General features: G+C 67.2%; 21 protein-coding genes. 4 read left to right on the top strand and 17 right to left on the bottom strand.

Going from position 1 to position 21,702, the window contains the following annotated elements:
- Positions 1-58: 58 nt before the first annotated feature.
- Positions 59-1,231: a UbiH/UbiF family hydroxylase gene (locus ACSQ3M_RS04075; RefSeq protein ID WP_436148781.1), complete on the bottom strand. Its 1,173-nt coding sequence runs from the start codon at positions 1,229-1,231 to the stop codon at positions 59-61.
- Between the two features lie 60 nt (positions 1,232-1,291).
- Positions 1,292-2,992 (bottom strand): SulP family inorganic anion transporter, encoded by a 1,701-nt coding sequence (locus ACSQ3M_RS04070; RefSeq protein WP_436148780.1) that lies wholly within the window; start codon positions 2,990-2,992, stop codon positions 1,292-1,294.
- A gap of 128 nt (positions 2,993-3,120) precedes the next feature.
- On the opposite strand from ACSQ3M_RS04070, the gene ACSQ3M_RS04065 reads away from it, so the two are divergent.
- From ACSQ3M_RS04065 to ACSQ3M_RS04055, 3 genes are all read left to right on the top strand, one after another.
- Positions 3,121-4,092: a quinone oxidoreductase family protein gene (locus ACSQ3M_RS04065; protein WP_436148779.1), complete on the top strand. Its 972-nt coding sequence runs from the start codon at positions 3,121-3,123 to the stop codon at positions 4,090-4,092.
- Between the two features lie 87 nt (positions 4,093-4,179).
- Positions 4,180-5,244, top strand: coding sequence for a hypothetical protein (locus ACSQ3M_RS04060; RefSeq protein ID WP_436148778.1), 1,065 nt, complete (start codon positions 4,180-4,182; stop codon positions 5,242-5,244).
- A 103-nt stretch (positions 5,245-5,347) separates the two neighbouring features.
- On the top strand, positions 5,348-5,590 hold the full coding sequence (locus tag ACSQ3M_RS04055) for a hypothetical protein (RefSeq protein WP_436148777.1): 243 nt from the start codon (positions 5,348-5,350) through the stop codon (positions 5,588-5,590).
- Between the two features lie 11 nt (positions 5,591-5,601).
- On the opposite strand, the gene rimO is transcribed toward ACSQ3M_RS04055, so the two are convergent.
- A complete protein-coding gene (rimO, locus tag ACSQ3M_RS04050; protein WP_436148776.1) occupies positions 5,602-6,921 on the bottom strand; it encodes a 30S ribosomal protein S12 methylthiotransferase RimO in 1,320 nt (439 codons plus the stop codon).
- A gap of 306 nt (positions 6,922-7,227) precedes the next feature.
- Here rimO and ACSQ3M_RS04045 point away from each other — a divergent pair, with 306 nt between their 5' ends.
- Entirely contained in the window at positions 7,228-7,758 is a 531-nt protein-coding gene (locus ACSQ3M_RS04045; protein WP_436148775.1) for a hypothetical protein, read from the top strand.
- A gap of 27 nt (positions 7,759-7,785) precedes the next feature.
- On the opposite strand, the gene ACSQ3M_RS04040 is transcribed toward ACSQ3M_RS04045, so the two are convergent.
- The 14 genes from ACSQ3M_RS04040 to kdpC all read right to left on the bottom strand — a co-directional run bounded on the left by ACSQ3M_RS04040 (position 7,786) and on the right by kdpC (position 21,689).
- Positions 7,786-8,649: a sulfurtransferase gene (locus ACSQ3M_RS04040; RefSeq protein ID WP_436148774.1), complete on the bottom strand. Its 864-nt coding sequence runs from the start codon at positions 8,647-8,649 to the stop codon at positions 7,786-7,788.
- A complete protein-coding gene (locus ACSQ3M_RS04035; RefSeq protein ID WP_436148773.1) occupies positions 8,646-9,083 on the bottom strand; it encodes an OsmC family protein in 438 nt (145 codons plus the stop codon). The genes ACSQ3M_RS04040 and ACSQ3M_RS04035 overlap by 4 nt, the downstream gene beginning before the upstream one ends.
- A gap of 72 nt (positions 9,084-9,155) precedes the next feature.
- Entirely contained in the window at positions 9,156-10,202 is a 1,047-nt protein-coding gene (locus tag ACSQ3M_RS04030) for a sulfate/molybdate ABC transporter ATP-binding protein (protein WP_436148772.1), read from the bottom strand.
- Between the two features lie 12 nt (positions 10,203-10,214).
- Positions 10,215-11,108: a sulfate ABC transporter permease subunit CysW gene (gene cysW / locus ACSQ3M_RS04025; protein ID WP_436148771.1), complete on the bottom strand. Its 894-nt coding sequence runs from the start codon at positions 11,106-11,108 to the stop codon at positions 10,215-10,217.
- Complete coding sequence (gene cysT / locus ACSQ3M_RS04020) at positions 11,101-11,946, bottom strand: sulfate ABC transporter permease subunit CysT (protein ID WP_436148770.1); 846 nt, start codon at positions 11,944-11,946, stop codon at positions 11,101-11,103. The genes cysW and cysT overlap by 8 nt, the downstream gene beginning before the upstream one ends.
- Before the next feature lie 3 nt (positions 11,947-11,949).
- Positions 11,950-12,987 (bottom strand): sulfate ABC transporter substrate-binding protein, encoded by a 1,038-nt coding sequence (locus tag ACSQ3M_RS04015; RefSeq protein WP_436148769.1) that lies wholly within the window; start codon positions 12,985-12,987, stop codon positions 11,950-11,952.
- A gap of 173 nt (positions 12,988-13,160) precedes the next feature.
- A complete protein-coding gene (cysG, locus tag ACSQ3M_RS04010; protein WP_436148768.1) occupies positions 13,161-14,618 on the bottom strand; it encodes a siroheme synthase CysG in 1,458 nt (485 codons plus the stop codon).
- Complete coding sequence (locus ACSQ3M_RS04005; RefSeq protein ID WP_436148767.1) at positions 14,615-14,854, bottom strand: hypothetical protein; 240 nt, start codon at positions 14,852-14,854, stop codon at positions 14,615-14,617. The genes cysG and ACSQ3M_RS04005 overlap by 4 nt, the downstream gene beginning before the upstream one ends.
- Before the next feature lie 4 nt (positions 14,855-14,858).
- On the bottom strand, positions 14,859-15,377 hold the full coding sequence (locus ACSQ3M_RS04000; protein ID WP_436148766.1) for a DUF934 domain-containing protein: 519 nt from the start codon (positions 15,375-15,377) through the stop codon (positions 14,859-14,861).
- Complete coding sequence (locus tag ACSQ3M_RS03995; protein WP_436148765.1) at positions 15,364-17,034, bottom strand: nitrite/sulfite reductase; 1,671 nt, start codon at positions 17,032-17,034, stop codon at positions 15,364-15,366. Before ACSQ3M_RS03995 ends, ACSQ3M_RS04000 begins: the two co-directional genes overlap by 14 nt.
- Before the next feature lie 3 nt (positions 17,035-17,037).
- The gene (locus ACSQ3M_RS03990; protein ID WP_436148764.1) at positions 17,038-17,391 is read right to left on the bottom strand and encodes a DUF2849 domain-containing protein; all 354 of its coding nucleotides are present in this window, start codon (positions 17,389-17,391) and stop codon (positions 17,038-17,040) included.
- Positions 17,392-17,686: 295 nt separating this feature from the next.
- Positions 17,687-18,382: a response regulator gene (locus ACSQ3M_RS03985; protein ID WP_436148763.1), complete on the bottom strand. Its 696-nt coding sequence runs from the start codon at positions 18,380-18,382 to the stop codon at positions 17,687-17,689.
- The gene (locus tag ACSQ3M_RS03980) at positions 18,379-21,102 is read right to left on the bottom strand and encodes a DUF4118 domain-containing protein (protein ID WP_436148762.1); all 2,724 of its coding nucleotides are present in this window, start codon (positions 21,100-21,102) and stop codon (positions 18,379-18,381) included. The genes ACSQ3M_RS03985 and ACSQ3M_RS03980 overlap by 4 nt, the downstream gene beginning before the upstream one ends.
- Positions 21,103-21,107: 5 nt before the next feature.
- On the bottom strand, positions 21,108-21,689 hold the full coding sequence (kdpC, locus tag ACSQ3M_RS03975; RefSeq protein ID WP_436148761.1) for a potassium-transporting ATPase subunit KdpC: 582 nt from the start codon (positions 21,687-21,689) through the stop codon (positions 21,108-21,110).
- Positions 21,690-21,702: the final 13 nt, after the last annotated feature.

Raw genomic sequence — 21,702 nt, 5'->3', positions numbered from 1 at the left:
ATACGGGAATCGGTTCCGGGCTCGCGGCTTTGCCGCGCCCCGGAATGACGAAGCACTCTCAGCCCGCGGCGGTACCACCGGCAAGGCCGTGCCGCATGACCAGGCGACGCAGCGGCGCGATCCGCGACAGCGCCAGCAAGCCGGCGCCGCGCATCAGGTCGGCCGGCAGCAGATCGGTCAGCAAGGTCCGGTTGAGCGCATCGACAGCGCCGGTGCGCAAGCGGACATCGGCTTGGCGCGAGCGGTCGTAAGCGGCGAGCGCCGCCTCGTCGCCAGGGTCGTCGGCGCCTCCAACCGCATCGCGCAACGCCGCGACGTCGCGCAGTCCGAGATTGAGCCCTTGCGCCCCGATCGGCGGGAAGACATGCGCGGCTTCACCGATCAGCGCCATGCGCGCATCGGCAAAGCGGTCGACCGACAGGCCGCCCATTGGCACACGGCCGCGCGGACCTGCGACCGTCATCGCGCCGAGGATCGAATGCGTCTGACGCTCGACCGCGCGGGCGAAGGCAATATCGTCGAGCCCGGCAATGCGCTCGGCCTCAGCCGGCTCGAGCAGCCAGACCAGCGAGGAGCGCCGGCCCGGCATCGGCACCAGCGTGCAGGGGCCGGAACGGGTGTGGAATTCGGTCGAGGCATCGCGATGCTCGCGGCGGTGGCTCAGGATCGCGGTCAACGCTACCTGCGGATAGCTCCAGTCGCGCGCGGTGATGCCGGCAGCCTCCCTGACGCGCGACTTGCGGCCATCGGCACCGATGACGAGCCGAGCCTCGACAGGGTCGAAACCGTCGCCTGCCAGCCGGACCGCGCCGGTACCTGGCGTGATCTCGGTCACAGCCTGGGGGATCATGCGAATGCGCGGCTCCGCCGCTGCCTTCGCCGCCATCGCCTCGACCAAAGCGGCGTTCTCAATGTTCCAGCCGAAGGCCGGCAGGCCGAGCTCGGCCGCCTTGAACTCGACCGGCGGCTGCCGGAATAGGCTGCCGGTGTCGTCGACCAGGCGCATCACCGCGAGCGGCGCGGCGACTGCGTCGAGCGCCTCCGTCAGCCCGAGCGCCTCGAGCAAGCGCCAGGAGCCGTCGAGTAGGGCGACCGTGCGGCCATCGCGCGGCGCGCTTGTCGGTCCGAACAGCACGACCTTGCGCCCGGCGCCAGCCAGCGCGAGCGCTGCCGCAAGCCCGACCGCGCCGGCTCCGACAATGGCGATGTCGCAATGCTGCTGGTCCGTCATGGCCTTTCGGTAGCCGATGCCGATGCCGCTGGCGAGCGCCCGCTTGCCGCAGCCAGGCGCCTACCCCCAGACCACGCCTTGGGCGGGCTTCTGAGCGACCTCCCGGAAGGAGACGAGCCGCTCATCGATCCCCTCATGGCCGAGCACGGCTCGCACCTGCGGCCCAGCGCTCCAAATCTCGACGACAGCGCCATGGCGCCGCGCTTTGTCGATCACCGTCTTGAGCGAGACGGCTGCGCTGGAATCGGCGAAGGGCACACCTGAGAGGTCGAGGACGATGCGCTGAGGGAAAGGTCCGACGCGATCCAGAACCGTCGTGACATGGCTGCTGGCGCCGAAGAACAGCGGCCCGGTAATCCTGTAGCGGAAGACTTCGCCGTTGCGCTGGCCGTTGCCGTTCGCCTGCGGCTCGTCCCGGCCCTCCTCGTCATAGTCGACGAGCGCGCTGTCCATGCCGGCCTCGACCGTGACGATATTGGCCATGCGGTGCATGAAGATAAGCGAGCCGAGCACTACGCCGACGCCGATCCCGATCATCAGGTCCTCGAACACCACCAAGAGGAAGGTCGCGAGCAGCACAAGCGAATCGGCGCGCGAATGCTTCAGGATCGCGCCGAAGGCGGCCTTCTCAGCCATGTTCCAGGAGACCACGGCGAGCACACCAGCCAGTGCCGCGAGCGGAATGTACGAGGCGAGCGGCGCTGCGACGAGCATGAACAGCAACACGAAGGCCGCGTGCAGCATGCCAGCGACCGGCGTGGCACCACCGGCGCGGATGTTCGTCGCCGTGCGGGCGATCGTGCCGGTGACGCAGATGCCGCCGAACAGCGGCGAGCCGATATTGGCGACGCCCTGCGCGACCAGCTCCATGTTCGAACGGTGCCGTCGCCCGCTCATCCCGTCCGCGACCACAGCCGAGAGCAGCGATTCGATGCCGCCGAGCACCGCGATCGCGAGCGCCGCCGGCAGTACCGAGATCAGCTTGTCGAGGCTGAAAACCGGCAGATGCGGGGCGGGCAGGGCGCGCGGAATGCCGCCGAAACGACTGCCGATCGTCTCGACTGGCAAATGCAGCAGGAAGGTCGCGGCGGCCGCGAGCGCAACCGCAATCAGGAGGCCGGGCCAGTCCGGCCGCCAGCGCCTCAGGCCCAGGATCGTCGCGATCGTCAGAGCCGATAGGCCGAGCGCCGCCGGGTTGAGCGTGCCGAGCGCGGCGGTTAGCGTCTGCAGCTTCGGGATCAGCGCCGCCGGCTCCTTGCCAGGCAGTTGTAGGCCGAGCAGGTCGCGGATCTGGCTGGCGAAGATGATGATCGCGATGCCGGTGGTGAAGCCGACCAGCACCGGGTGCGGGATGTATTTGATGTAGGTGCCGAGCCGCAGCAGGCCGACCGCGATTAGAATGGCGCCGGCCAGCATGGTGGCGAGCAGAAGCCCGTCGAAGCCGTGCTGGTCGATCGTCGCCGCGATCAGGACGATGAAGGCGCCCGCCGGCCCGCCGATCTGGTGGCGGCTGCCGCTCAGCGCCGAGACGAGGAAGCCGCCGACGATCGCCGTAAACAGTCCGGCTGCCGGTGTGGCCCCGCTGGCGATGGCGATCGCCATGGAGAGCGGCAGCGCGACGATCGCGACCGTCAGCCCAGAAAGCGCATCGGCCCGTAGCCTCGATAGTCCATACCCCTCTCGGAGGGCCGAGATGAGCTTCGGGGTGAAAGCCTCGCGCAGGACCGGATGGCTGCCGAGCTGGGCGCCTTGGCTGTTCATCTCAGAGACCGATCATGCAGTTCTGCCAGACCGACTCGGCGTTTGCGCGGGTCTGATGTGCAGTGCAGCCGTTGCGCCGAGGGAAGGCAAGTCCCTATCGTTGCCGCCATCGACATCAGGAGATCGCCATGGCGAAAGCTATCCGCGTACACAAGACCGGTGGGCCCGAAGTGCTGCAACTGGAAGAGATCAGCCTGCCGGCGCCGGGGCCGGGCGAGATCCTGATCCGCAACTGCGCCATCGGGCTGAACTTCATCGACACCTATTTCCGCACCGGACTCTATCCGGCGCCGCTGCCGTTCACGCTCGGCAATGAATCGGCCGGCGACGTGCTGGCCGTCGGCCCCAATGTCAGCGAGTTCAAGCCCGGGGATCGCATCGCGGTGGTCGCTGCGCACGGCGCCTATGCCGAGGAACGCATCGTTCCGGCGTCGGCGGTGGTCGCGCTGCCCGAGAACGTCTCCTACGAAGCCGCCGCCAGCATGATGCTGAAGGGGCTGACAGCCGAGTATCTGCTTCACCGCACCTACAAGGTGAAGCCGGGAGATACCGTCCTCGTCCATGCCGCCGCCGGTGGCACCGGCTCGATCCTCTGCCAATGGGGCAAGGCGCTGGGCGCCACAGTGATCGGCACGGTCGGCAGCAAGGAGAAGGCCGAACTCGCCAAGGCGAACGGGGCGGATCACGTCATCCTTTATCGCGACGAGGACGTCGCGGCCCGCGTCAAGGACATCACCGGCGGCCAACTCTGCGATGTCGTCTATGACGGCGTCGGCAAGGACACCTTCATGGCTTCGCTCGACTCGCTGAAGCCCTTCGGTCTGCTGGCGAGCTTCGGCAATGCCTCGGGCGCGGTCGAAGCCTTCAACCTCGGCATCCTCTCGGCGAAGGGCTCTCTCTACGTCACCCGCCCGACGATGAACACGCATACGTCCAAGCGCGAGACCCTGGTCGCGATGGCGAAGAACCTGTTCGAGGCCGTGGGCTCCGGCAAGGTCAGCGTCGCGATCAACGCCCGTTACGCCCTGAAGGACGCTGCCGAGGCACACCGGGCATTGGAAGGACGCGGCACCACGGGCTCGACCGTACTCGTGCCGTAACCGGCGGCGCAATTTCCGCCTGAATCGAAAGCCATGCTTCTGCGGTTCGGTCAGACGACCGGACCGTTTCGGTTTCAGGTATCCCGCTTGCACATCGCCAGGCTCGCCGTCACGTCGATCACCGTCATCGGCCTCGCAACGGGCGGGGCAATCATCGCTCCGCCGGGGCTACAAAGCTGGCGACTTCATCAGGCGAAAGATGATCCGGCTGAGCTGTCGCGTTTGCGCCTCGACGGCGTCGCCACGGCGGATCGCCTTGCCGACGAGATCGATCGAGCGGTTGCGGCCGGCGATCCCGATCTCGCCGAAAGCTTCGTCGCGCTCGCAGCCGAGCGCGGGATCGCCATCACATCCGAGCAACTCGCGCGGATCGAAGTCTTGCGCGAGACTGCGCTGACGCGAGCCGTTTCCGATTTCGGGCACGGCTTCGTCGCAGGTGATCGCGAGAGCGATGCCGCCTTCGCCGGCGCACTGGTCGGCGACATCAGCGGCTTCGGTGATCTGCGCGACCTTGCCCGCGAGGGGCGCAAGCTTGCTGGCGGCGAACAGGTGGATGAGACGGTGATGGCGCTCGCCGCGGTCGGTCTTGCGATCAGCGCCGCAACCTGGATCAGCCTCGGCGGAGGCCTTCCTGCCCGCGGCGGCCTCAGCACCGTCAAGGCGGCGAGCAAGGCGAAATTGCTCTCGCCGGTGCTCTCCGCAAATCTCGGCCGCATGGCGGCGGGCGCACTCGATCGGCCAGCCTTGGCAGCGAGCGTTGGTGCGGCCGCCCGCCTCGATCTTGCGGCGGCGAAGGTGGCCGCAGGCGGTATCGTCCGGCCGGTTGCGCTGGCCCGCTTCACCGCACTCGGCCAGGATGCGAGCGCGCTCTATGCCCGTACCGGTCAGCGCGGTCTGCGTCAGGTGCTCTCTGTGGCCGAGGATGCGGGGGACGTCGGCAGGGCGGCGAAGCTCGCGGCGGCTAAGCCATCGACAGCACGCGCGGCCCTCAAGCTACTTGGGCGCTCGGCGCTGGTGCTCGGCGCCCTTAGCTTGCAGGCAGCCGGCTGGATGCTGGCCCTGCTCGGCTACGCCTTGGCCGTCGCCATGGCAGCGCAGCGCTTCGGCTGGTGGCTGGGGCGACTGGGCCGGGCCCGCCACGCCACCGTCTGACGGACTGCGCTTTCTGCAGAAAAGCGAAAGTTCCGAAATCGAAACGCGAAATCCGTTCTGGAACGGTCAAGGAGGAGGCAACACCCCTTCCGGATCCCGCGTCATGAAACGTCATCTGCGCCGCGCTGGTCTTTGCCTCTCCTGCCTGACCGTCCTCAGTGTCGGCGCGGCGCAGTTTGCTGCAAAGGCGGAGTGGGAGATGTCGCAGTCGGGATCGACGATCACCGCTCCCGTCGTCCGGATGGAGCGTCCCCGCCTGACACGCCCTGTCGAACCCAAGCGCAATGTCTGCCCGCGCTCAATCCGCTTCGTCGAAGCCGATCCGTCGCATACCGGCACCGTCTGAACCGAAACTACTCAGACCGCGATGCCGTGCAGGTCATAGGCGTCGGCGCGCTCGATCTTCACCGTGACGATATCACCCGGCCGTAGCGGCCGGCGGCTCGAGACATAGACGTTGCCGTCGATTTCGGGCGCATCCCATTTCGAGCGGCCCTTGGCGACGGTCGGTCCGGCCTCGTCGATGATCACCGGAATGCGCTTGCCGACACGAGCCTTGACGATGCGGGCCGAAACCTCGGCCTGCGTCTTCATGAAGCGATGCCAGCGCGCTTCCTTCTCGTCCTCCGCGACCAGCGGCAGGCCGAGATCATTGGCTGTCGCGCCCCTGACCGGCTCATATTTGAAGCAGCCGACGCGCTCCAGCTTCGCTTCCTTCAGCCAATCGAGCAGGAAGGCGACATCGTCCTCGGTCTCGCCGGGGAAGCCGACGATGAAGGTCGAGCGGATGGCGAGGTCCGGGCAGATCTCGCGCCACTTCCTGATCCGCTCCAGCGTCTTCTCATGATGGGCCGGCCGCCGCATCGCCTTCAGCACGGAGGGCGAGGCATGCTGGAACGGGATATCGAGATAGGGCAGCACATGCCCTTCCGCCATCAGCGGGATAACCTCATCGACATGCGGGTAGGGGTAGACATAGTGCATCCGGACCCAGACGCCCATCTGGCCGAGCTCGCGCGCCAGCTCGAAGAAGCGGGTGCGGACCTCGCGATCCTTCCACATCGACGGCGCATACTTGATGTCAAGCCCGTAGGCGCTGGTGTCCTGCGAGATCACCAGCAGCTCCTTGACGCCGGCCTTGACCAGCTTCTCGGCCTCGCGCAGCACCTCGCCGATCGGCCGCGAGACCAGGTCGCCGCGCAGCTTGGGGATGATGCAGAAGCTGCAGCGATTATTGCAGCCCTCTGAAATCTTGAGATAGGCGTAGTGCCGCGGCGTCAGCTTGATGCCCTGGTCCGGGACGAGGTCGAGGAAGGGGTCGTGCTTGGGCGGCACGGCCTGATGCACCGCCGAGACGACGCTCTCATAAGCCTGCGGCCCGGTGATCGCCAGCAGGTTCGGAAAGGCATCGCGGATCTGCTCGGGCTCGGCGCCCATGCAGCCGGTGACGATGACCTTGCCGTTCTCGGCCATCGCCGAGCCGATCGCTTCGAGCGATTCCTGCTTGGCGCTGTCGAGGAAGCCACAGGTGTTGACGATGACGACGTCGGCACCCGCATGGCTCTTGCTCAGCTCATAGCCCTCGGAGCGTAGCGAGGTGATGATGCGTTCGGAATCGACCAGTGCCTTCGGGCAGCCGAGAGAGACGAACGAGATTTTCGGCGCGACGGCATTCATCGGCGGCAGAACTCGAAAACGGAGCGAGGGAAGGGCGCGGCAAGGCCGGCGCGTTGGCGTTTCCTTTGATCCTTTTTGGACAAATTTGCAAATGCGTAGCCCTCAGGGTGGCCCTGCCGAGGCCCCGGCTCATATCCGCTACCGCTCGGCAATCCGAAATTCTCGGCCATCGCGCGAAAAGCACCGAAATCGCGACAAATCCAAATCATCCTCCCGGCGATCTGCCTGAGTGGCCGCGCCGGAAGAAGCCTAACGCCCAAGCGCAGTGGCAAGAGCCGCCGCGCAACCCCGATCAGGAGGCTGGCTATGGCTACGATTTCGTTGACCTCGCGCACGACATTGCTGGCGCTCTGCCTGTGCGCGGCTCCTCTGGCATCCGCTTCCGCTAGCGAAGGCGGCGGCGGTGGTGGCGGCGGCGATGATCGCTGGGCGGTCTTGCACAATCAACCGCAGCTCGGCCAGCAGCCTGCCGCCAGCTATGCCCATCCGGGCCGAGTCGGCCGCGCTGGCAATGCGCGCCCCGGCGGCGGAGGCGGTGCCATGCAGCATCAGGTCGGCGTGGCCTCGGCTGAAACCGTCCTGCCGGACGGCACCCGTGTCCGCTCGATCGGCCTCGCCAGCGGCGACCGCTTCGTCACCACGGTGACGCCGGATGGTGTCGTCCGCACCGGCTTCCGCCCGGCCGGGCAACGGGCTGATCAGGCGGGCGCCCGCAGCCGCACGACCTATAATTCGCAGACCGGCATCACCTCGACCTGGACCACCCAAGCCGACGGCACCCGCGTCGGCGTCCATGTCGACCGCCAGGGCAATCGCGCGGTCTCGACCAGCCGATAGTGCGCGCAGTCCTAGAACCGGGGGCGCTCAGGCGCCCCCGCTCGCGACCGGCCGCTCCGGATCCTGTGTCCAGTCGGTCATCGAGCCGTCATAGAGCGAGACCTCGTCGCGGCCGAGCAGCTCCGACATGACGAACCAATTCAGCGAGGCGGTGTGGCCGGTGTTGCAATAGGACACAGCCGGTCCGGTCGGTACCGAGCCGAACAAGGTGGTGAGATCGCCGGCCGGCTTGAAGCGCCCGGTCGCCGGGTCGAAGGCTGCGGCATAATCGCGCGAAACGGCACCGGGAATGCGCCCCGCGCGCGCCGCCTCAGCCGCTTTTTCCTTGCCTTCATAATAACTGGCAGAGCGGGCATCGACGAGCGTCGCCAGCTTGCTGCGCGACGCCACCAGTGTCGCATCGGCGGTGCTGCGCAGCTCCTGCTGCATCACGACGGGATAGGGCGATGCCTGCTTGGGCTTGGCCGGCCCGGTCTCGATCGGAAGCCCCGGCTGGGTCTGCCAGCCCTTGAAGCCACCGTCGAGGATGGCCTGCTGGCCATGACCGATCAGCTTCAGCGTCCAGTAGACACGCGTCGCAGCGGCGAGGTCGCTGGCAGTGAGCCCAGCCGGCACGATCACGACCTTGCTCGGCGGCGTGATCCCGAGCCGTCCCGCCAGTTCGGCGAGATGCTCGAGTGGTGGCAGCATGCCCGGCGCATTGCCGACCTTGGCACGCCAGCCATCGGCAGCGTAGTCACTGTGCACGGCGCCGGGGATATGGCCGGCCTCGAAAGCCTGACGCCCGCCCTCGGCGGCGGCGCGAATGTCGATGATGACGAGACCAGGCGAGCCCAGCGCATCGGCCAGGGCTTTGGGAGATACCAGTCCCGAGGTCGGGATATCTGTCATTCCGCGGCCTCCTGCTGCAATTCGTCGATGACCACGAGCGAGGTGGTCATTTCGGCGGTCGCCCCCAGCATGATCGAAGCGGAACAGTATTTTTCCTTCGACAATGTGACGGCGCGCTCGGCCTTAGCCTGCGACAGGCCGCGACCGCTGACGCGATAGGCAATGTGGATCCTGGTGAAGACCTTGGGGTCCTCGCTCGCCCGCTCGGCCTCGACCTCGACCTCGCAGCCGGTGACGGTTTCGCGGCCCTTCTTCAGGATCTGGACCACGTCGAAGCCGGTACAGCCGGCGAGCCCGATCAGCAGCATCTCCATCGGCCGGGTGCCGATATTGCGGCCGCCATATTCAGGCGCGCCGTCCATCATCACGGCATGGCCGCTGCCGGCCTCGCCCATGAAGGCCATGCCCTCGACCCATTTCGCCCGTGCCTTCATGGCCGTCTCCTGTCGTCAGAACGTGTCGGGCGACAGGCATAACCCGCGAGGCATGTCGAGGCGAGGGTGGCGTCAGGCCGCAGCAAACAGATTGCCATGCGTGATGCGCAGCCGGATGCGCTCGCCGATCGCTGGGGCGACCTGGCTGGCGAGATCGACGTCGAGCCGCTTGGGCAACCCTTCGACGGCGACCTCGGCACGCCGCAGCGGCCCGTTGCGGCGCAAGTGCTCGACCACGCCCGGCAAGGCGAGCGGGGCGTCGTCGACGATGCGCAAATGCTGCGGCCGGACATAGAGCGAGGCTGGTCCGCCGAGATTCTGGCGCAGACCGCCGAGCACCGGCCGGTCCTGGAAGAAGGCCTGGCTGCCGACGACCTTGACTGGCAGATGATTGGCATCGCCGAGGAACTGGCAGATGAAGGGCGTCGCCGGATGGTCGTAGACATCGTCGGGCGAGCCGACCTGCTCGAGCCGGCCATCATGCAAGATCGCGACCCGGTCGGCCAGTTCCAGCGCCTCTTCCTGGTCATGCGTGACGAAGACGGTGGTGTGGCCAGTGCGCTGGTGCAATTGGCGCAGCCAGGAGCGCAGATCCTTGCGGACCTTGGCGTCCAGTGCGCCGAATGGTTCGTCGAGCAGCAGCACTTGCGGCTCTATCGCAAGTGCCCGGGCGAGCGCGATGCGTTGGCGCTGGCCGCCGGAAAGCTGGCTCGGATAGCGCTTCTCTAGGCCCGGCAGCTGGATGAGATCGAGCAGCTCGGAGACGCGCTTCGTGATCTCGGCCGGGCTCGGCCGCTCGGCGCGCGGCCGTGATTTCAGCCCAAAGGCGATGTTCTCGGCGACGCTCATCGTCTTGAACAGTGCATAATGCTGGAAGACGAAGCCGATCCGGCGTTCGCGCAGCGAAAGATCGCGGGTATCGGTCTCGCCGAAGAGCACGCGGCCGCGCTCGGCCTGCTCCAGGCCGGCTATGACGCGCAGCAGCGTCGTCTTGCCCGAGCCGGAGGGGCCAAGCAGGGCGACGAGCTCGCCAGGCTGGATGTCGAGCGAGACGCCCCGCAAGGCGGGGAAATTCTGGAAGCGCTTCTCGACGCTTTCAATGGTGACGGCGACCGACATGGGCTCTTCCACTCAGTGACGACGACTGGCGGCGATCGCATCAGCGAAACGCCATTCCAGGACGGTTTTCAGGACGAGCGTGACGAGGGCGAGGCCAGCCAGCAGCGAGGCTACGGCGAAGGCGGCGGCACCCATATACTCGTTGTAGAGAATCTCGACATGCAGCGGCATGGTGTTGGTCAGGCCGCGAATCCTGCCGGAGACGACGGCGACGGCGCCGAACTCGCCCATGGCGCGGGCGTTGCAGAGCAGGACGCCGTAGAACAGGCTCCATTTCACGTTCGGCAGCGTTACCGTCAGGAAGGTGCGCCAGCCCGAGGCGCCGAGCGTAAGCGCCGCCTCCTCGTCGGCCGAGCCGAGCGATTGCATGTGCGGGATGAGTTCGCGGGCAACGAAGGGGAAGGTGACGAAGATCGTCGCCAGCAGGATGCCCGGTACGGCGAAGATGATCTTGATGTCGTTCGCCGCGAGCCAGGGGCCGAAGTAGCCCTGGGCGCCGAAGAGCAGCACGAAGACCAGGCCCGAGATCACCGGCGAGACCGAGAAGGGCAGGTCGATGAAACTGATCAGCAGGCTCTTGCCGCGAAACTCGAACTTGGCGATCGCCCAGGCCGCCGCCAGTCCGAAGATGACGTTGAACGGCACCGCGACCGCCGCGACGAAGAGGGTCAGCCGGATCGCCGCCAGCGCATCGGGCTCGAGGATCGCCTCGCGGTAGGCGTGCCATCCACGCGCGCCCGCCTCGACGAAGACCGAGATCAAAGGCAGGAACAGAAACAGGCTGAGGAAGGCGAGCGAGACGGCGACCATCACGAACTGGACGAGGCGGGACTCGCCCGAGACGCGACGCGCCGCGCGGGCCGGAGCAAGATCCTCGATCTGATAGGGCAGGCTGGCCTCAGACATCGCCGAACCTCCGGCGGGCGCGAGCCTGGATCAGATTGACCAGCAGGATCAGCGCGAAGGAGAGCAGGAGCATGATCGTCGCGACCACGGCCGCGCCGGCATAGTCGAACTGCTCGAGCCGGATCACGATCAGGAGCGGCGCGATCTCGGAGACCATCGGCACGTTACCGGCGATGAAGATCACCGAGCCGTACTCGCCGACCGCGCGTGCGAAAGCGAGGACGAAGCCGGTCAGCAGAGCCGGCAGCACCGGCGGCAGCAGTACGTTGAAGACAGTGCGCCAACGACTGGCGCCGAGCAGCGCGGCGGCCTCTTCGATGTCGGCCGGCAGCTCTTCCAGCACCGGCTGGATCGTGCGGACGACGAAGGGCAGGCCGATGAAGATCAGCGCCACCATCACCCCGAGCGGCGTATAGGCGACCTTGATGTCATAGGGCGCGAGCAGCCCGCCGACCCAGCCATTGGGCGCATAGATCGCCGCCAGCGAGATGCCGGCGACCGCCGTCGGCAGGGCAAAGGGCAAATCGACCGCCGCATCGATCAGGCGCTTGCCGGGAAACTCGTAGCGGACGAGCACCCAAGCCAGGATCAGCCCGAACACCGCGTTGACCGCTGCTGCGAAGAGCGCACCCAGGAATGACAGCTTCAGCGCCGCCAGCGTGCGCGGCGAGGTCGCCACCGCCCAGATGTCGGCTGGACCGGCACTCGCCGCCTTGAGGAACAAGGCGGCGAGTGGAATCAGCACGATCAGCGACAGCGCCGTCACCGTGATGCCCAGTGCCAGGCCGAAGCCTGGCAGGATGCTGGGCTCGCGCCAGCGGGAGACCGTCGCCGTCATGGCTTACCGGGCCGGCTTGTAGAGCTGGTCGAAGGTGCCGCCATCGCCGAAATGAGCGGGCTGCGCCTTGGCCCAGCCACCAAAGCTCTCATCGATGGTGACGAGATCGACCTTCGGGAAGCGGGCGATATCCTTCGGATCGGCGGCTTCCGGATTGCGCGGGCGATAATAGTTCTTGGCGATGATCGCCTGGCCCTTCGGCGTATAGAGGAACTCGAGATAGGCCTGCGCCTCGGCGCGGGTGCCCTTGGCGTCGACATTGCCGTCGACAACAGTGACCGGCGGCTCGGCCAGGATCGAGAGCGAGGGCACGACGATGTCGAACTTGTCCTCGCCGAATTCCTTCAGCGCCAGGAACGCCTCATTTTCCCAGGACAGGAAGACGTCGCCGATGCCGCGCTGGGTGAAGGTCGTGGTGGCACCGCGCGCGCCGGTGTCGAGCACCGGAACATTGGCGAGCAGCTTGCCGATATAGTCGCGGACCTTGGCCTCGTCCTTGTTGAAGGCCTTCTCGGCATAGGCCCACGCAGCAAGATAGTTCCAGCGGGCGCCGCCCGAGGTCTTCGGATTCGGCGTGATGATCTGGACGCCGGGCTTCACCAGGTCGCCCCAGTCCTTGATCGCCTTCGGGTTGCCCTTGCGGACCAGGAAGACGATGGTCGAGGTATAGGGCGAGGAGTTCTGCGGCAGGCGCTTCTGCCAGTCGAGCGGCAGCTTTTTCGAGCGCTGCGCGACGGCATCGATGTCGCCAGCGAGCGCCAGTGTCAGCACGTCGGCGTTGAGGCCGTCGATCACGGTGCGGGCCTGTGCGCCGGAGCCGCCATGCGACTGCCGGATCGTGCTGATCTTCTTGGCGTTCTTGCCGTTCCAGTCGGCAATGAAGGCCGTGTTGATCTCGCGATAAAGCTCGCGGGTCGGGTCATAGGAAACGTTGAGCAGCTCGGTTTGCGCGCGGGCGCCGGTGACAACACCGAAGCACAGGGCGAAAGCTCCGAGCGTCAGGCCGGCTTGCAGCAGGCGGCGAAGTCTCTGTCGCGTCATCTCAGTGCTCCGTGCTGAACAGGTCCGGAAACCGTCGAAACGGTTCAAAACTGTTCTGAAAAACAAACAGAACGTACTGAATTGGCGGTCATCGCTCAACTGGTGGCGGCAGTAGAGCCCTTCCAAACTTTTCACGCCAGAGAGAAAACGCATCTCCTACGTTTTGGTTCGGATCAGCCTTGCGCCAATTTTCTGCTGGCGGCAGCCGGCAAGGCGGCACCCATCGCATGGCCGATCAGGACCAGAACCGGCCCCTTGCTCGGAAGCTCGCCAAGCCGCTCCGGCAGTTCCGCGATCGAGGTGGCGATCCGCGTCTCCGCTGGCGTTGTCGCGCCGAGAACGGCGATCGCCGGCGTCGCCGGATCGAGCCCGGCGGCGAGCGCCTTCTCCCGAAACAGGGCCAGCGTCGCCCGTGCCATATAGAGCGCCGTGGTCGCGGCAGGATCGGCGAGCGCCTTCCAGTCGAGATCCTGCGGCAGCTTGCCGTCGCGGGCATGGCCGGTGACGAATTGCAGCCGGCGGGCATGATCGCGATGGGTCAGCGACAGGCCGAGCGAGGCAGCCGCGCCCTGCGCTGCCGAGATGCCGGGCACGATCGCGACCGGAATGCCGGCGCGATGGCAGGCTTCGATCTCTTCGCCGGCGCGCCCGAAGATGCCGGGATCGCCGCCTTTCAGCCGCACGACATGCTTGCCCTGGCCGGCGAGCGATACGAGCATCGCGTTGATGTCGTCCTGCTTCACCGCAGGGCCATAGCCCTGCTTGCCGACCAGCATGCGCTTGGCCTCGCGCCGGGCAAGCTCGAGCACGCCGGCGGAGACGAGATCGTCATAGAGGATGATGTCGGCGCTCTGCAGCGCCCGGATCGCCTTCAGCGTCAGCAGCTCCGGATCACCCGGACCAGCGCCCACGAGCGTGACGCGGCCGTGCGGAGTGCCACCGCGCTCGATCTCGTCGAGCACGGCAGAGAGGCTGTCCCGGTCGCTCTCGTCGGGGCGGCGCTGCGGCTCGGCGAGGGCACGGCTGGTGAAGCGCTCCCAGAAATCGCGCCGGAGCGGGAAGGAGAGCTCGCGCGCCTTGACCAGCGGCCGCCAGTCATGCGCGGCCTGCGCCCAGGCCTTGAGGCCGGAAGGCAGCAACGCCTCGATCTTGGCCCGGATCGCCTGGCCGAAGACTGGAGCCGCGCCATCGGTCGAGATCGCCACCACGAGCGGCGAGCGGTTGACCACCGAGCCGAAGGCGAAGTCGCAGAACTCAGGCTTGTCGACGACGTTGACCGGCACACCGCTCTGCCGGGCTGCGGCTACGAAGGCCCGGGCTTCGTCGAGGGATTCGATGTCGGCAATGGCGAGCGCGGCGCCGTCGAGATCACCAGCCTGCCAGGCACGCGGCAGCACCGTCACCGTCCCGGCCGGCGGGTCGGCGGCGAGGCCGGCAAAAATCTCTGGGTTGTCGCCGGCAAGGATCAGCAGGTCACAGCCCGCCGCAGAGAGCAATTCGGCTTTCCAGAGCGCGCCCTCGCTCGCCCCCGCGAGCACGACCTTGCGCCCCTCCAGCTTGTGGAAGAGCGGCAGGGTCGCGAGCCGTTCGATCCGGCGTGGGGCGGTGGCTTCCGGGCGTCTTGCGCTCATCTTTGCGTCGCTGCGGCCTTCACGTCGGGTTGCGTCCGGGTGTCGCCCGCAGGTGGCATGAACAACCACAGACCGGCAAGCACCAGGATGATAAGCCGGAAGCAAAGATCGAACCAGCGCTCGCGCGGGCCGGGAGCGGAGTGGCTCAAGGCATCGTTCAACATGGCCTCCTCCCATTCATCGTCGCTATGGCGGTCGGCCGGCCGCCGCAGGCTGGGTTGGGCCGAACCGTGCATCGTCTCAGCTCGCCGCAGCATGTTTCAGCCGCGCCGAGCGGCGCCGGTCGAGGATGTTGCCGCTGTCGCCATAGCCGCGCTGATAGCCATGGCTGATCTGGCCGAGCGCCCGGGTCCATTGCTCGACCGGCTGGCGCGCGGCGCTCGCCTCGGGCAATTCGACCTCGTCGAAGCCGCAGGCGAGGGCATAGGCGAACTGGTCGACAATCAGCGGGCCGCTGGCGCGCAGCGTGCCGGTGAAGCCGTGGTTGCGGATCAACCGTGCCAGGCTGAAGCCGCGGCCATCGCCGAAGGACGGGAAGCTGATCGCGATCAGCGAGAGCTGCCGCATCAAGAGCTTGAGTTCCGGAATGCGGACGGTGTTGGGGATGATGACGCCGATGCGCTGGTCGCGCGTCTTCTGCGCCAGTGCCTCCGGCAATACCTCCCAGGCGACGAGCGCATGCGAGAGGTTGTCGATCGCGGCGCCTTCGCTGCGGGTCCAGAGCTCGGCCTTGGCGCCGTGACGATCAAGCAACGGCATGGCTGACCTCCTGGAAAGCCACCTTGAACGGCGCAAGCCCGATGCGGCGGACATTGTCGATGAAGCTCTCGCCCTGCTGGCGCTGGGCCAGGTAGACCGAGACGATGCGCTCGATCGCGTCCGGCACGTCCTCGGCCGCGAGACCGGGCCCAAGGATTTCGCCGATTGCCGCGTTCTCGGTCGCGTCGCCGCCAAGCGTGATCTGGTAGGATTCGATACCGCGCTTCTCGAGACCAAGAATGCCGATATGGCCGACATGGTGGTGGCCGCAGGCATTGATGCAACCGGAGATCTTGATGTTGAGCACACCGATCTCCTTCTGCCGCCCGGCATCGGCGAAACGCTGGGCCAAGGCCTGCGCGATCGGGATCGAGCGAGCCGTCGCCAGCGCGCAGTAGTCGAGGCCGGGGCAGGCGATGATGTCGGTGATCAGTCCGACATTGGCCGTAGCCAGTTCCGCTTCACCAAGGCGCCGCCAGACCGCGAACAGATCGGCCTGCTTCACCTGCGGCAGGACGAGGTTCTGCGCATGGGTGACGCGGATCTCGGACAGGGAGAACTCGTCCGCCAGGTCTGCGACGAGACGCATCTGCTCGCTCGTGGCGTCGCCGGGCGGCGCGCCGATCGGCTTCAGCGAGATCGTCAGCGCGGCATAGCCCGGCTGGCGGTGATCGGTGACATTGGTCTCGACCCAGCGGGCGAAATCGGGATTGCCGGCCTTCGCCGCCTCGAAGGCGCCGCTCGTCGCCGGCAGCGCCTCATAGGCCGGCGGTGCAAAATAGGCGGCGATGCGCGCGACCTCGGCCGGGTCGGCATTGACGGATGGGCCGTCGAGCCGGGCGAACTCCTCCTCGACACGGCGGGAGAACTCCTCGGTGCCGATCTCGTGGACGAGGATCTTGACCCTGGCCTTGTACTTGTTGTCGCGCCGGCCTTCGAGATTGTAGACCCGCATGATCGCCTCGAGATAGGCGAGCAGATCGGCCTTGGGCAGGAATTCGCGCACGACCTTGCCGATCATCGGGGTGCGGCCGAGGCCGCCGCCGACGATGACCTCGTAGCCGATCTCGTGCGTGTCCGGATGGCGCAGGATGCGCAGGCCGATATCATGCGCCTTGATCACGGCGCGGTCGTGCGCGGCACCGGTCACCGCGATCTTGAACTTGCGCGGCAGGTAGTCGAACTCGGGATGCAGGCTCGACCATTGCCGGATCAGTTCGGCGGTCGGACGCGGATCCTCGATCTCGTCCTGTGCCACGCCGGCGAAATGGTCGGCGGTGACATTGCGGATGCAGTTTCCCGAGGTCTGGATCGCATGCATCTCGACATCGGCGAGCAGGTCGAGAATGTCCGGAATGTCGCGCAGCTTCGGCCAGTTGAACTGGAGATTGGTGCGCGTGGTGAAATGGCCGTAGCCGCGGTCATAGCGCTCGCCGATCAGCGCGAGCTGGCGCATCTGCTTCGACGAGAGCGTGCCGTAGGGGACAGCGATCCGCAGCATATAGGCGTGCAGCTGCAGGTAGACGCCGTTCTTCAGGCGTAGCGGCTTGAACTCATCCTCGGTCAGCGAACCATCGAGCCGGCGGCCGACCTGGTCGCGGAACTGCGCGACCCGCTCACGGACGAAACGCTCGTCGAATTCATCGTAACGATACATGCGTCAGGCTCTCAGGAAAGCTTGGGCGAGCGGCAGTTCAGCCTGCTTGCCGAGGTCGCGCCGGATGCTGGGTCCGGTCGTCTTCATCCGCTCGCGGTAATGGCGCGGCACCGGCACGCCGTCCTCGATCGCGACATCGACGAGATAGGCGTCGACGACATGCTGCGCGCCGAGCTCGGCGGTGGCGAAGGCGTCGAGGCGGTCGGCCGTCGCCTCGTCATGGCCGATCAGCGCGGCACCAGGATCGCGGGACCAGCGCAAGGCTTCGGGCTCGCCGGTGGCGAAGACGACATCGCCATCCAGCAGGTCGTTGGCCAGCAGGATCACCGGCAGGGCAGGGCGCTTGGCGGCAGCCATGAATGATGCTCGCTACGTTCGCTATTCCGAACGTTTTACATAAGGCAGCGGCCTCTAAGCATCAATTCACGTCAGGTAGTGTGATTTTTCTTATTCCCGTTCCAAAAGAGGAAATCTCTCTTCGCGCTGCTGCAGCTAGGCGCCCGACCGGGAAAATCCTGCTGCAAACAACTCAGGACCGCAGACGCCGAACATGTGTCCGATCGCGCGCCTCCTTGAAAAGGCGTGGGTCGTCCCGGGCGGCCGCAGAGAGATCCGGGATGACGGGTGAGCTAGCAAGCTTATCCCTCCTCCCTCAGACCAATCCGCCCAGCCGATAGCCCACGCCCGCCTCGGTCTCGATCAGCTTCGGCTCGGCGGGATCGTCCTCGAGCTTCTGCCTGAGCTGGCCGACGAAGACGCGCAGGTACTGCACGTCGTGCTCATGCGCCGGGCCCCAGACGGCGGTGAGGATCTGCTTATGGGTCAGCACCCGGCCATTCCCGCCGGCCAAGCTGGCGAGCAGATCGTACTCCTTGGGCGAGAGCTTCACCGGAACACCCGCCTTGCTGATCCGGCGGTTGACCAGGTCGATCTCGACGTCGCCGACCTGCAGTGCTGGTTCGGAGCCCTGGCGTTCGAGCCGATGCCGCAGCGCGACACGCAGGCGCGCCAGCAACTCGCCGACGCCGAAGGGCTTTTCGACATAGTCGTCGGCACCGGCGTCGAGCGCGTCGATCTTCTCGGTCTCGCGGTCGCGGGCCGAGAGGATGATCACTGGGCCGTCATAGAAGGCCCGCGCCCTGGCGAGTGCCTCCTTGCCGTCCATGTCGGGCAGGCCAAGATCGAGTACGACGGCATCCGGCGGCTTGCGAGCGATCTCGCGCAGGCCGCTGGTGGCATCGTCGGCCCGGATCGGCTCGTAGCCGGCGGCATCGAGCGCCGGGCCGAGGAAGCGGTGGATCTGCGGCTCGTCATCGATGACGAGGATGCGCGGGCGAAAGGCGGTCATGGCTTGCTCTCTCCGCCTGCGGCGTCCTTGCGCAGGCTGATCAGGATACGGGTGCCGCCCTTGCTGCCGTCGGGGCGGTCTTGGATCGGGCTGGCAGCGGCGATGCGCCCGCCCATCGCCTCGACGAAACCCTTGGCGATGGCGAGGCCGAGGCCGGCGCCCTTGCCGCGCTCGCCGCCGCGATCGATCGATTCCTCAAGGCGCCGGAACTTCTCGAAGACGCGCTCCAGCTCGGCGGTCGGGATGCCACGGCCTTCGTCCTCGATCGAGATCACGACATTGCCACGATCCTCATAGGCGGCCGCCTCGATCAGTGCGCCGTCCTCGCTATAGGCGATGGCGTTTTCGAGGATGTTGACCAGCACCTGCTCCAGCAGCCCGGGATCGGCCCTGACAAGGGAGAGCTCTGCCGGAAAATCACGAAGGACCCGCCGTTGGCCGAGCCGGCGCGAGACGCGCGCAAGCGCCGCCGCGATCACGTCGCGGACATCGATCCAGTCGCGCCGCGCCACCAGCGCACCGCCTTCGAGTCTGGTCATGTCGAGCAGGTCGCCGACATAGCGGTTCAGCCGCTCGGCCTCCTCGCGGATCGAGAGCAGGAGGTCGTCGCGCACGGCCGGCTTCATGCCATCGCCATACTCGATCAGCGTCGTCGCCGAGCCGAGCACGGTGGCGAGCGGCGTGCGCAGATCATGGCTGACCGAGTTGAGCAGGGCCGAGCGCAGGCGGTCGCTGCGGCTCAGCGCCTCGGCGTCGACGGCAGCGGCGGCGAGCTCGGCTCGCTCGATCGCGATCGCGCCCTGATCAAGTAAAGCGAGCGCAAAACGCTCGTTCTCGGCCGTTGCCAGTGCCTTGGGCTCGAAGCCGACTACGCCGGACCGGGCCCGCACGCCCTGCAACGGTCGGAAGGTCCAGGCAACGTTCGGCAAGGTGCCGGTGCCGGCGCCTGCCGGCTCGCCGCGGTTCCAGGTCCAACGCGCCGCCGTCATGTCGGCGGTCGTGAGCGCTTCGAGCTCGGGCGCACCGGCGCTCGGGGCGATCTCGCCATCGATCGGCAGCAGCACGACGATCTTGCCGGAGGTCGCCGCCGAGACCTGCTCGGCCAGGATCGAGGCGACATCCTCGCGGCGCGCCGCAGCCGAGAGCCGGCGGCTGGCGGCGAGCAAAGCGGTGATCGCTGAAGCGCGCCGCGCCGTCGCCCGGGCCTGGTCGCGGATCCTCCCGGTCAGGCCGCCTGTCGTCAGCGCCACCGCGAAAAAGACGAGGAAAGTCAGCACATCGGCCGGGTGGCCGATCCAGAAGGACAGACGCGGCTCGAGAAAGAAGAAGTTATAGGCGAGGGCGGCGAGCGCGGCCGCCGTCACCGCCGGCCAGAGGCCGAAGGCAAGGCCGGCGCCGAGCACGCTGACCATGAACAGCATCGCGAGATTGACGTTCTCGACCCGCTTCTCGATCAGCTCGGCTAGGCCGATCACGACTCCGACCATGGCGCTCGCGCCGAGATGGGCGAACCAGTTGAACCGGGCGCGCGTCGCGCTCGCGACGACCGGCTGAACCGGCCCGCTCGTGACCTCTGTGATGATGTGCAGGGCGGCGCCGTTCTGCGCCTTCAGCAGCTCGGGGGCGAGAGAGGGGCGGAACCATGCGCGCCAGCCCTTGCGATGCGACTTGCCGACGACGATCTGGGTGACGTTGTTCCGGCGGGCATAGTCGAGCACGGCGCCGACGAGATCGTCGCCATTCAGCACAACACTGGCGCCGCCCAGTTGCTCGGCCAGCTTCAGTGCTTCCGCCAGATGCGCGCCGCGGGCGGAATCCGCGTCCGCCCGGTTCGGCCGCTCGACATGGGCGACCGTCCAGGGCGCATCCATCATCATGTCGGAGAGACGCCGCCCGGCCCGGATCAGGGACCCGGCCATGGCGTCGGGGCCGATCAGAACCAGGATTCGTTCGCCTGCCGCCCAAGGGCCTTCGACGCCGGCCCGTTTCATCGCCTGGCTGAGCTGGTCGTCGACCGTCTGGGCGGCGCGGCGCAACGCCAGCTCGCGCAGCGCCGTCAGGTTCTCCGGCTTGAAGAAATTGCCGGCGGCGAGCCGAGCGGTCTCGGGAACGTAGACCTTGCCTTCCTCCATGCGCTGGCGCAGCTCGGTCGGCGTGATGTCGATCAGCTCGATCTCGTCGGCTCGGCTGAGCGCACTGTCCGGCACGGTCTCGCGCTGGCGCACGCCGGTGATCTTCCAGACGACGTCGACCAGGCTTTCCAGGTGCTGGACGTTCAGCGTCGTCCAGACGTCGACCCCGGACTCGAGCAATTCCGCGACATCCTGCCAGCGCTTCGGATGGCGGCTGCCCGGCGCGTTGGAGTGGGCGTACTCATCGACCAGCAGCAGCTTCGGCTTCAGCGCGAGCGCGGCATCGAGGTCGAACTCCATCATCAGCCGGCCGCGATGCTCGAGCGGCCGGCGCGCCATCACCTCGAGCCCGTCGAGCAGGCCTTCCGTCTCTTGGCGGCCATGCGTCTCGACCACGCCGACCAGGACCTCGCCATGCTCCTCCTGGGCGCGCCGCGCCTGGGTCAGCATCTCGTAGGTCTTGCCGACGCCCGGCGCCATGCCGAGAAATATCTTCAGCCGGCCGCGCTTGCCGCGGCCGGCTGAAGCAAGCAGGGCGTCGGGGTCGGGCCGCCCTGCCTCGCGGAACTGGGATTCGTCGTTCGCCATCGATCCTAACGTTGCGGCCGCGGCCAGCGCACGTCGAGTGCCAAATTGACGGCGAGCACATTGACGCGCGGCTCACCGAGCAGGCCGAAGGTCGAGCCTTCGGTGTTCGCGGCGATCACAGCCAGGACCTCGTTCGGCTGAACCTTGCGGGCAGCGGCGATGCGCGCAACCTGTCGTGCCGCATTGGCCGGCGAGACATGCGGGTCGAGCCCCGAGCCGGAGGTGGTGACGGCGTCCACCGGAATCGGCGCCGGGCTCTCGGCGCGCAGCGCCTCGGCATCGGTCTTGATGCGGGCTGCGAGATCCTCGTTCAGCGGCCCGAGATTGGAGCCGGAGGAGCCGGCGGCATCGTAGCCGTCCTTGCCGGCAGCCGAGGGGCGGGGGCGCAGATAGGCCTCGTCCTTGAAGTTCTGCCCGATCCAGCGCGAGCCGACGATCTCGCCGGAGGCATTGCGGATCAGCGAGCCGCCGGCCTGGGCCGGGAACAGCGCCTGCGCCAGCCCGGTGACGCCGAGCGGATATGCCAGGCCGAGCAGGAGGCTGAAGAGAGCCATCGAGACGATGGCAGGGCGAAGATTGGCGATCATGACATGTGTCCTG

Origin of the sequence: Allobosea sp. LjRoot90 (genome assembly GCF_964254315.1) — a bacterium.
Taxonomy (GTDB): Bacteria; Pseudomonadota; Alphaproteobacteria; order Rhizobiales; family Beijerinckiaceae; genus Allobosea.
This window is presented reverse-complemented; position numbering and strand designations above follow the sequence as displayed.

What these genes read in the sequence shown, in the direction of transcription:
- ACSQ3M_RS04075 (WP_436148781.1), bottom strand. Translation starts at nt 1,231, where the DNA reads ATGACGGACCAGCAGCATTGCGACATCGCCATTGTCGGAGCCGGCGCG.
- ACSQ3M_RS04070 (WP_436148780.1), bottom strand. Translation starts at nt 2,992, where the DNA reads ATGAACAGCCAAGGCGCCCAGCTCGGCAGCCATCCGGTCCTGCGCGAG.
- ACSQ3M_RS04065 (WP_436148779.1), top strand. Translation starts at nt 3,121, where the DNA reads ATGGCGAAAGCTATCCGCGTACACAAGACCGGTGGGCCCGAAGTGCTG.
- ACSQ3M_RS04055 (WP_436148777.1), top strand. Translation starts at nt 5,348, where the DNA reads ATGAAACGTCATCTGCGCCGCGCTGGTCTTTGCCTCTCCTGCCTGACC.
- rimO (WP_436148776.1), bottom strand. Translation starts at nt 6,921, where the DNA reads ATGAATGCCGTCGCGCCGAAAATCTCGTTCGTCTCTCTCGGCTGCCCG.
- ACSQ3M_RS04045 (WP_436148775.1), top strand. Translation starts at nt 7,228, where the DNA reads ATGGCTACGATTTCGTTGACCTCGCGCACGACATTGCTGGCGCTCTGC.
- ACSQ3M_RS04040 (WP_436148774.1), bottom strand. Translation starts at nt 8,649, where the DNA reads ATGACAGATATCCCGACCTCGGGACTGGTATCTCCCAAAGCCCTGGCC.
- ACSQ3M_RS04035 (WP_436148773.1), bottom strand. Translation starts at nt 9,083, where the DNA reads ATGAAGGCACGGGCGAAATGGGTCGAGGGCATGGCCTTCATGGGCGAG.
- ACSQ3M_RS04030 (WP_436148772.1), bottom strand. Translation starts at nt 10,202, where the DNA reads ATGTCGGTCGCCGTCACCATTGAAAGCGTCGAGAAGCGCTTCCAGAAT.
- cysW (WP_436148771.1), bottom strand. Translation starts at nt 11,108, where the DNA reads ATGTCTGAGGCCAGCCTGCCCTATCAGATCGAGGATCTTGCTCCGGCC.
- cysT (WP_436148770.1), bottom strand. Translation starts at nt 11,946, where the DNA reads ATGACGGCGACGGTCTCCCGCTGGCGCGAGCCCAGCATCCTGCCAGGC.
- ACSQ3M_RS04015 (WP_436148769.1), bottom strand. Translation starts at nt 12,987, where the DNA reads ATGACGCGACAGAGACTTCGCCGCCTGCTGCAAGCCGGCCTGACGCTC.
- cysG (WP_436148768.1), bottom strand. Translation starts at nt 14,618, where the DNA reads ATGAGCGCAAGACGCCCGGAAGCCACCGCCCCACGCCGGATCGAACGG.
- ACSQ3M_RS04005 (WP_436148767.1), bottom strand. Translation starts at nt 14,854, where the DNA reads ATGCACGGTTCGGCCCAACCCAGCCTGCGGCGGCCGGCCGACCGCCAT.
- ACSQ3M_RS04000 (WP_436148766.1), bottom strand. Translation starts at nt 15,377, where the DNA reads ATGCCGTTGCTTGATCGTCACGGCGCCAAGGCCGAGCTCTGGACCCGC.
- ACSQ3M_RS03995 (WP_436148765.1), bottom strand. Translation starts at nt 17,034, where the DNA reads ATGTATCGTTACGATGAATTCGACGAGCGTTTCGTCCGTGAGCGGGTC.
- ACSQ3M_RS03990 (WP_436148764.1), bottom strand. Translation starts at nt 17,391, where the DNA reads ATGGCTGCCGCCAAGCGCCCTGCCCTGCCGGTGATCCTGCTGGCCAAC.
- ACSQ3M_RS03985 (WP_436148763.1), bottom strand. Translation starts at nt 18,382, where the DNA reads ATGACCGCCTTTCGCCCGCGCATCCTCGTCATCGATGACGAGCCGCAG.
- ACSQ3M_RS03980 (WP_436148762.1), bottom strand. Translation starts at nt 21,102, where the DNA reads ATGGCGAACGACGAATCCCAGTTCCGCGAGGCAGGGCGGCCCGACCCC.
- kdpC (WP_436148761.1), bottom strand. Translation starts at nt 21,689, where the DNA reads ATGATCGCCAATCTTCGCCCTGCCATCGTCTCGATGGCTCTCTTCAGC.